This window comes from Mycobacterium kyogaense, from assembly GCF_003254575.1.
Classification (GTDB): Bacteria; Actinomycetota; Actinomycetes; order Mycobacteriales; family Mycobacteriaceae; genus Mycobacterium; species Mycobacterium kyogaense.
The window spans coordinates 82,556-91,515 of record NZ_QJUA01000021.1; the positions used below are offsets into that span (position 1 = coordinate 82,556).

Below are 8,960 nucleotides of genomic sequence, written 5' to 3' on the forward strand. Positions count from 1 at the left end.
AGCAACGGGGACGCGACCACGAAGGGCCGATCGAGTTGGTGTCTGAAGCGGAGAAGACCGACGTCCTGCTGGTAGGCGCGGGCATCATGAGCGCGACCCTGTCGGCGCTGCTGCGCCTGGTCGAGCCGAACTGGTCGATGACGCTGGTCGAGCGTCTCGACGGCGCGGCCGCAGAGAGCAGCGATCCCTGGAACAACGCCGGCACCGGCCACTCGGCGCTGTGTGAACTCAATTACACCCCGGCGCGTCCGGACGGCAGCATCGACATCGCCAAGGCCGTCAACGTCAACGAGCAGTTCCAGGTCTCGCGACAGTTCTGGACCTACGCCGTGGAGAACGGCGTGCTGCCCGACGTGCGCAGCTTCCTCAACCCCATTCCGCACGTCAGTTTCGTGCAGGGCGAGGACAACGTGAAGTACCTCAAGGCCCGGTACGACGCACTGGTGACCAACCCCCTGTTCTCGACGATGGAATTCATCGACGACCGCGACGAGTTCGTCCGCAGGCTGCCGCTGATGGCGGAGCGACGCGACTTCTCCGAGAAGGTCGGGCTGAACTGGACCCAGGACGGCACCGACGTCGACTTCGGCTCGCTGTCGCGGCAGTTGATCGGCTTCGGTGCCAAGAAGGGCATGTCGACGCTGTTCGGCCACGACGTCACCGATCTCGACCAGGGCTCGGACGGGCGGTGGACGGTCAAGGTCGTCAACCGCCGCACCGGCCAGAAACGAAAGTTCAACGCGGGCTTCGTGTTCGTCGGAGCGGGCGGCGGTGCGCTGCCGCTGCTGCAGAAGGCGGGCATCAAGGAGGCCAAGGGCTTCGGCGGCTTCCCGGTGGGCGGTCAGTGGCTACGCAGCGGCAACGCCGATCTCACCGCCCGTCATCAGGCCAAGGTGTACGGGCTTCCGCCGCTGGGTGCGCCGCCGATGTCCGTGCCGCACTTGGACACCCGGGTGATCAACGGTCGGTCGTGGCTGCTGTTCGGGCCGTTCGCCGGATGGTCCCCGAAGTTCCTCAAGCAGGGCAAGATCACCGATCTGCCGCTGTCGGTCAAACCCAACAACCTGGTCTCGATGCTCGGTGTCGGGCTCACGGAGATGGGGCTGCTGCGCTACCTGATCGGCCAGCTGCTGCTGAGCGAATCGGCCCGCGTCGACGCGCTGCGGGAGTTCGCGCCGAGTGCGAAGAATTCGGACTGGGAGCTCGACATCGCCGGTCAGCGCGTGCAGGTGATCCGCAAGGCCAAGGGCAAGGGTGGCGTACTCGAATTCGGCACCACCGTGCTCTCGGCCGCCGACGGGAGCATTGCCGGTCTGCTCGGCGCCTCGCCGGGCGCCTCGACCGCGGTGCCCGCGATGCTCGAGGTGATGTCGCGGTGCTTCGGTGACCGCTACCAGAGCTGGCTTCCCACGATCAAGACGATGGTGCCCTCGCTGGGCACCAAACTGTCGGAGGAACCCGCACTGTTCGACGAGATCTGGGCCCGCGGCACGAAGGTGCTCAAACTCGACAAGCCTGCGGGCGCCCTGCCCGACACCGCACTCGACGTGTCGTCGGCGGGTACCGAGCACACTCCGACCACGGCGACCGTGTGACGGTGTCGATTCGATGACGGTGTCGCCCCGATGACCGCGGCGTTGCGCCGCAGCTGGGCCAAGGATCTCGACGCCGCCACGCTCTACGAGCTCCTCAAGCTGCGGGTGGAGGTGTTCGTCGTCGAGCAGGCGACGCCCTATCCGGAACTCGACGGTCGCGACCTGCTCAGCGAGACCCGCCATTTTTGGCTGGAAAACGCTGAGGGACAGGTCATTTCGACGTTACGTCTGATGGAGGAGCACCCGGCCGGACACAAGGCGTTCCGGATCGGGCGGGTGTGCACCAAACGCTCCGACCGCGGGCACGGGCACACCGCGCGATTGTTGACCGCGGCGCTGGCCGAGGTGGGCGACTACCCCTGCCACATCAACGCCCAGACGTATCTGGAGGAGATGTACGGCAGGCACGGATTCGTTCGCGATGGCGACGAATTCCTCGACGACGGCATTCCGCACGTTCCGATGGTCAAGCCGTGACGGGTGAAGCTCTCTACCCGTTCAGCGCACTGGTCGGACACGACCGGCTGAAGCTGGCGCTCGTGCTGTGTGCGGTGCGCCCCGACATCGGCGGTGTGCTGATCCGCGGCGAGAAGGGCACGGCGAAATCGACTGCGGTGCGCGGCCTGGCGCAGGTGCTGACCCAGTCGTTCGCCATCGCAGGCAGCGACGGTGCGAATCCGGGTGGCCAGCTGGTCGAGTTGCCGATCGGGGCGACCGAAGACCGGGTGGTCGGCTCGCTGGACCTGCAGAAGGTGCTGCGCGACGGCGAGCACGCCTTCTCCCCGGGTCTGCTGGCGCGAGCGCATCGCGGCGTCCTCTACGTCGACGAGGTCAACCTGCTGCACGACCATCTGGTCGACGTGCTGCTCGACGCGGCGGCGATGGGCCGGGTGCACGTCGAACGCGACGGGGTCTCCCACAGCCACGAGGCGCGGTTCGTGCTGATCGGCACGATGAATCCCGAAGAGGGAGAACTGCGTCCGCAGCTGCTGGACCGATTCGGGCTGACGGTGGACGTGGTCGCCTCCCGTGACGTCGACGTCCGCGCCGAGGTGATCCGCCAGAGGCTGGCGTACGAGGCCGACCCCGCCTCCTTCGCCGGGCGCTACGCCGAGGCCGACACCGAGCTGGCCCGGCACATCGCCGACGCGCGCGCCCAGGTGGCCGATGTGGTGTTGCCCGACAACGAATTACGGCGCATCGCAGCTCTCTGCGCTGCGTTCGACGTGGACGGGATGCGCGCCGACCTGGTGGTGGCGCGCACCGCGGTGGCCCACGCTGCGTGGCGCGGTGCGGTCGAGGTCGCCGAGCAGGACGTGCGGGTGGCCGCCGAACTGGCGCTGCCGCACCGTCGCCGACGCGATCCGTTCGACGATCCGGGTCTCGACGAGGGCCGGCTCGACGACGCGATGGCTCAGGCAGGTGAGGCAGCCGACGACGCGTCGGGTCCCGATCGCGACCCCGAGCCGGATCCTGACCCGCCCGGTGGCGGCGCACCCTCGCCTGGCGAGGCCGCTGACGCCGATGCCGCTGGGCCGCAAGCATCGTCACCACCACCGTCGCGTCCCAGCGCGCCGCCGGCCGCCGCGTTCCGGACTAGGGCGCTGGTGGTGCCCGGGGTCGGCGACGGGGCACCCGGCCGTCGATCACGGGCCCGCAACCGCACCGGCACGGTCGTCGCTGCCACCACTGACCCGCACGCCGGTCACGGGATGCACGTGTTCGGCACGTTGCTCGCGGCCGCGGGTCGGCACAGCGGGCGAGGCCGGCTGCGACCTGCCCCCGACGACCTACGGCGGGCTGTGCGGGAGGGCCGCGAGGGCAACCTGGTGATCTTCGTCGTCGACGCGTCGGGCTCCATGGCTGCGCGGGACCGGATGTCGGCGGTCAGCGGCGCCACCCTGTCGCTGCTGCGCGACGCCTACCAGCGCCGCGACAAGGTCGCGGTCATCACGTTCCGCGGGCAGGATGCCCGGGTGCTGCTGCCGCCGACGTCGTCGGTCTACGTGGCCAGCACGCGCCTGGCTCGCTTCGACACCGGCGGGCGGACACCGCTGGCGCACGGGTTGATTGCCGCGCGCGACATGGTGGTCCGCGAACGCACGCGTGACCGGGCGAGACGCAGCCTGGTGGTGGTGCTCACCGACGGGCGGGCCACCGGCGGGCCCGATCCGCTGGGCCGCACGGCAGCAGCAGCGGCCCGACTGGTCGCCGAGGGCGCATCGGCAGTTGTCGTGGACTGCGAAACCTCCTTCGTCCGTTTGGGTTTGGCGCAAGATCTGGCGAGGCGGCTGCTGGCCCCGGCGGTGCGGCTGGACCAATTGCGCGCGGACGCGCTGACCGCTGTCGTCAAGACACAGGCCGCGGCCTGAGAAGGGAATCCGATGCCTCAGGGTCAGCCGGTGGCCGTGCCCCGCGACGGGTTGACCACGCGGGCCCGCCGCCACGCCCCGCTGCTCGCGGTCCACACCGGCGCGGGCAAGGGTAAGTCCACCGCGGCGTTCGGGATGGCGCTGCGCGCGTGGAATCAGGGCTTCGACATCGCGGTGTTCCAGTTCGTCAAGAGCGCGAAGTGGAAGGTGGGGGAGGAGACGGCGCTGCGTGAGCTCGGGCAGGCGCACTCCGAGCGCGGCGTCGGCGGGCCCGTCGAGTGGCACAAGATGGGCTCGGGCTGGTCGTGGTCGCGCAAGGCGGGCTCCGAGGAGGACCACGCCGCGGCGGCTGCCGAAGGCTGGGCCGAGATCGCGCGCCGGTTCGCCGACGAGCGCCATGACTTCTATGTGCTCGACGAATTCACCTATCCGCTGAAGTGGGGGTGGATCGACGTGGCCGAGGTCGTCGACGTGCTGGCGTCGCGGCCGGGCACCCAGCACGTGGTGATCACCGGGCGCGACGCCCCGGCCGCGCTGTGCGACGCCGCCGATCTGGTCACCGAGATGACCAAGGTCAAGCACCCGATGGACGTGGGCCGCAAGGGCCAGCGAGGCATCGAGTGGTGAGTACGCCGGGGATCGTCATCGCCGCGCCGTCCTCCGGCAGCGGGAAGACGACGATCGCGACGGGGCTCATGGGCGCCCTGCGACGGGCCGGGCATCGAGTGGCGCCGTTCAAGGTCGGCCCCGACTTCATCGATCCGGGCTATCACGGCATGGCGGCGGGACGGCCGGGCCGCAACCTCGACCCCGTGCTCGTCGGTGACCACCTCATCGGCCCGCTCTACCGCCACGGCAGCGATGACGCCGACATCGCCGTCGTCGAAGGCGTGATGGGCCTGTTCGACGGACGTATCAGCGACGCCCCGGCCGCCGGGGCCGCGCGCGGCTCCAGCGCCCACGTCGCGGGACTGCTCGGGACGCCGGTGATTCTGGTCGTCGATGCCCGCGGACAGAGCCACAGCGTGGGCGCGCTGGTGCACGGCTTCGCCACGTTCGACACTGCGGTGCGGCTCGTCGGCGTGATCCTCAACCGGGTCGGGTCGGCGCGCCACGAGGCGGTGCTGCGGCAAGGTTGCGAGCAGGCCGGAGTGGCCGTGCTGGGCGCCGTTCCCCGGACCGAGGAACTCTCGGTTCCGTCGCGTCACCTCGGGTTGGTCACTGCCGTCGAACACGGCCGGCGAGCGCACGCCGCCGTCGACGCGATGGCGGAACTGGTCGCCCGGCATGTCGATCTCCCCGCCGTCGTCGCCGCCGCCCGCAGCGACGTCGCCGGCGATCCATGGACCCCGGAACTCGCCGAACCCACCGGCGCACCAGTGACCGTCGCACTGGCCGCAGGCCGCGCATTCACGTTCAACTACGCCGAACACGGCGAACTCCTCGGCGCGGCAGGCGCGGACGTCGTCGCCTTCGATCCGCTCACCGACCCGCTGCCTCCGCGCACTACAGCTCTCGTCATCCCCGGTGGCTTCCCGGAGGAGTTCGGTCCGGACCTCTCGGCGAACCACGCGGTGCGCGAACAGATCGCCGCGCTGGCCGGTTCGGGCGCTCCGATCCACGCCGAGTGCGCCGGACTGACGTACCTGGCCGACGATCTCGACGGCCACCCCATGTGCGGGGTGATCGCCGGCTCGGCGTCGTTCACCGAATCGTTGACCCTGGGGTATCGCGACGCCGTGGCTGTCACCGACTCGTCGCTGCACCGCATCGGCGATCGCGTCGTGGGACACGAATTTCACCGCACCGCAATGAATTACGCACCGGATAGGCAGCCCGCCTGGCGCTACCGGGGCCGGTCGGGCGCGATGGTCGACGACGGCGCGGTCCAGGACGGAGTGCACGCGGGGTATCTGCACACCCACCCTGCTGCGCACCCCGAGGCGATCGCCCGCTTCGTCCGGGCGGCGGCACGCTCTAAGCTCGCCGGGTGACCGACAACGCCTATCTGGTGGGCCTACGCCTGGCCGGCAAGAAGGTCGTCGTGGTGGGAGGCGGCACGGTCGCCCAGCGACGGCTGCCCCTGCTGGTTGCCTCCGGTGCCGACGTACACGTCATCACCATCGCTGCGACCCCTGCGGTGGAGGCGATCGACGGAATCACCCTGACGCTGCGGCCTTTTCGTGACGGGGATCTCGACGGCGCCTGGTATGTGATCGCCGCCACCGACGATCCCGATGTGAACGCCGCCATCGTCGCCGAGGCCGAGAGCCGTCGCGTGTTCTGCGTCCGCGCCGACATCGCCGTGGAAGGTACCGCCGTCACCCCGGCCACGTTCGAGTACGAGGGCCTGTCGGTCGGCGTGCTGGCCGGCGGCGAGCATCGCCGCTCGGCAGCCATCCGCTCGGCGATTCACGAGGCCCTGCAGCAAGGCATGATCACGGCCGACGCGCCCGGCGTGGTGGCCGGTGGTGTCGCGCTGGTCGGGGGAGGCCCGGGTGATCCGGAGCTGATCACCGTGCGCGGGCGCCGGCTGCTCGCCCACGCCGACGTGGTGGTGGCCGACCGGCTCGCCCCGCAGGATCTGCTCGCCGAGCTCTCCCCGGACGTCGAGGTCATCGACGCCGCCAAGATTCCCTACGGCCGCGCGATGGCCCAGGACGCGATCAACGCGGTGCTGATCGATCGGGCGAAGCAGGGCAAGTTCGTGGTCCGCCTCAAGGGTGGCGATCCGTTCGTGTTCGCCCGCGGTCAGGAAGAGGTGATCGCGTGCGCCGATGCCGGCGTTCCGGTCACCGTCGTGCCGGGTGTGACCAGTGCCATAGCTGTGCCTGCGCTGGCCGGTGTTCCGGTCACTCACCGCGCGATGACGCATGAGTTCGTGGTGGTCAGCGGCCATCTGGCGCCGGACCACCCCGAATCGTTAGTGAATTGGGATGCGCTCGCCGCTCTGCACGGCACCATCGTTTTGCTGATGGCCGTCGAACGCATCGAACTTTTTGCCAAGGTGTTGCTTGCGGGCGGCCGACCTGCGGATACGCCGGTCCTCGTGGTTCAGCACGGAACGACGTCGGCGCAGCGGAGTTTGCGGACGACCCTTGCTGAGGCGCCAGAACGCATCCGAGCCGAGGGCATCAGGCCCCCCGCGATCATCGTGATCGGGTCTGTGGCGGCCTTCGCGGCTTAAAGAGATATTAAGAGTACTGTAAGGTAACTCGTTATGACGGCTCTCAATGACGCGGAGCGTGCCGCCATCTCTCGGGATGCTGAAGGCAAGGGCCAGCGGGGCGCCAACAAGGCCGTGCCGGCCCGTATCAGGGCGGCTGCCGACGGAGGCGCCGGCTCGCGATTTCCCAAGACACCGGCGTGGTTGCCGTCGCGGCGCTTCATCGCCGCGGTCATCGCGATCGGCGGTATGCAGCTGCTCGCCACGATGGACAGCACGGTCGCGATCGTCGCCCTCCCCAAGATCCAGGACGAGCTGAGCCTCTCGGACGCCGGACGCAGCTGGGTGATCACTGCCTACGTGCTGACCTTCGGCGGCCTGATGCTCCTCGGTGGCCGCCTCGGTGACGTGATCGGGCGCAAGCGGACGTTCGTCGTCGGCGTCGCCCTGTTCACCATCGCGTCGATCCTGTGTGGGTTGGCCTGGAACGAGGCGACCCTGGTGACCGCTCGGCTGTTGCAGGGCGTCGGGGCGGCGATCGCCTCTCCGACGGCGCTGGCACTGATCGCGACCACCTTCCCGAAGGGTCCGGCGCGCAACGCGGCCACCGCGATCTTCGCGGCGATGACGGGCGTCGGCTCGGTGATGGGGCTGATCGTCGGCGGCGCGCTGACCGAGGTGTCATGGCGCTGGGCCTTCCTGATCAACGTCCCGATCGGCCTGGTGATGATCCACCTGGCCCGCACCACGCTGCGGGAGACCAACCGCGAGCGGCTGAAGCTCGACGCCGCCGGGGCGCTGCTGGCAACGATGGGTTGCACCGCCGCAGTGTTCGCCTTCTCGATGGGTCCCGAGGCCGGCTGGGCCTCGCCGATCACGATCGGCTCCGGTGTCGTGGCGATGGCCTGCGGCCTTGCCTTCCTGTGGGTCGAGCGGACCGCGGAGAACCCCGTGGTGCCCTTCGAGCTGTTCCGCGACCGCAACCGGCTGTCGACCTTCGCGGCGATCTTCCTCGCCGGCGGCGTGATGTTCACTCTCACCGTGCTGATCGGCCTCTACGTGCAGGACATCATGGGCTACAGCGCGCTGAAGGCGGGCGTCGGGTTCATCCCGTTCGTCATCGCCCTGGGTATCGGGCTGGGCCTGTCGTCGGCGCTGGTGTCGAAGTTCCCGCCGCGTGTCCTGGTGATCGGCGGCGGCATCCTGGTGCTGGCCGCGATGCTGTACGGCTCGACGCTGGACGCCAACATCCCCTACTTCCCGAACCTGGTGCTGCCCATCACCATCGGTGGCTTCGGGATCGGCATGATCGTGGTGCCGCTGACGGTCTCGGCGATCGCCGGCGTCGGATTCGATCAGATCGGGCCGGTCTCGGCGATCGCACTGATGCTGCAGAGCCTCGGCGGGCCCGTCGTGCTCGCGATCATCCAGGCGGTCATCACGTCGCGCACGCTGTACCTCGGCGGCACCAACGGGCCGGTCAAGGACATGAACGCCATGCAGCTGCACGCTCTCGACCAGGGCTACACCTACGGTCTGCTGTGGGTGGCCGCCGTCGCGGTGATCGTCGGCGGGGCGGCGCTGTTCATCGGGTACACCGCTGAGCAGGTCGCGCATGCGCAGGAAGTCAAGGACGCGATCGACGCCGGAGAGCTGTAGCTCGCCTGCGATTTCGGCGTGATCGTGTGCGCTCAGCGGCGTGTGGTGTCTCGGGACATCGCTGACATTTGTGTCGCGGGACATCGCTGACACTCATGATGGCGGTTTGGGTTCGCGGGTGCGGTAGGTACGGGCGGTTTTATCGGCCTGTTGGTAGCGGCGTGTGGG

The 8,960-nt window shown here is 69.4% G+C and carries 7 protein-coding genes; all 7 read left to right on the forward strand.

The genetic code is table 11. From position 1 onward, the window contains the following. The first annotated feature begins 38 nt into the window (after positions 1 to 38). The 7 genes from mqo to DMB80_RS15840 are packed head-to-tail and all read left to right on the forward strand — an operon-like array spanning position 39 to position 8,792. Positions 39 to 1,595, forward strand: coding sequence for a malate dehydrogenase (quinone) (gene mqo / locus DMB80_RS15810; protein ID WP_046365944.1), 1,557 nt, complete (start codon positions 39 to 41; stop codon positions 1,593 to 1,595). Between the two features lie 30 nt (positions 1,596 to 1,625). Further along, entirely contained in the window at positions 1,626 to 2,072 is a 447-nt protein-coding gene (locus DMB80_RS15815) for a GNAT family N-acetyltransferase (protein ID WP_111510717.1), read from the forward strand. Next, positions 2,069 to 3,967, forward strand: a complete 1,899-nt coding sequence (locus DMB80_RS15820) for a magnesium chelatase subunit D family protein (protein WP_205538710.1) — start codon at positions 2,069 to 2,071, stop codon at positions 3,965 to 3,967. Before DMB80_RS15815 ends, DMB80_RS15820 begins: the two co-directional genes overlap by 4 nt. Before the next feature lie 12 nt (positions 3,968 to 3,979). Next, complete coding sequence (gene cobO, locus DMB80_RS15825; RefSeq protein ID WP_111510718.1) at positions 3,980 to 4,594, forward strand: cob(I)yrinic acid a,c-diamide adenosyltransferase; 615 nt, start codon at positions 3,980 to 3,982, stop codon at positions 4,592 to 4,594. Continuing rightward, a complete protein-coding gene (locus tag DMB80_RS15830) occupies positions 4,591 to 5,961 on the forward strand; it encodes a cobyrinic acid a,c-diamide synthase CobB (protein WP_111510730.1) in 1,371 nt (456 codons plus the stop codon). The genes cobO and DMB80_RS15830 overlap by 4 nt, the downstream gene beginning before the upstream one ends. Next, positions 5,958 to 7,154, forward strand: a complete 1,197-nt coding sequence (cobA, locus tag DMB80_RS15835) for a uroporphyrinogen-III C-methyltransferase (RefSeq protein WP_046365941.1) — start codon at positions 5,958 to 5,960, stop codon at positions 7,152 to 7,154. The genes DMB80_RS15830 and cobA overlap by 4 nt, the downstream gene beginning before the upstream one ends. Positions 7,155 to 7,187: 33 nt before the next feature. Then, the gene (locus DMB80_RS15840) at positions 7,188 to 8,792 is read left to right on the forward strand and encodes an MFS transporter (protein ID WP_046365940.1); all 1,605 of its coding nucleotides are present in this window, start codon (positions 7,188 to 7,190) and stop codon (positions 8,790 to 8,792) included. The last annotated feature ends 168 nt before the right edge of the window (positions 8,793 to 8,960 follow it).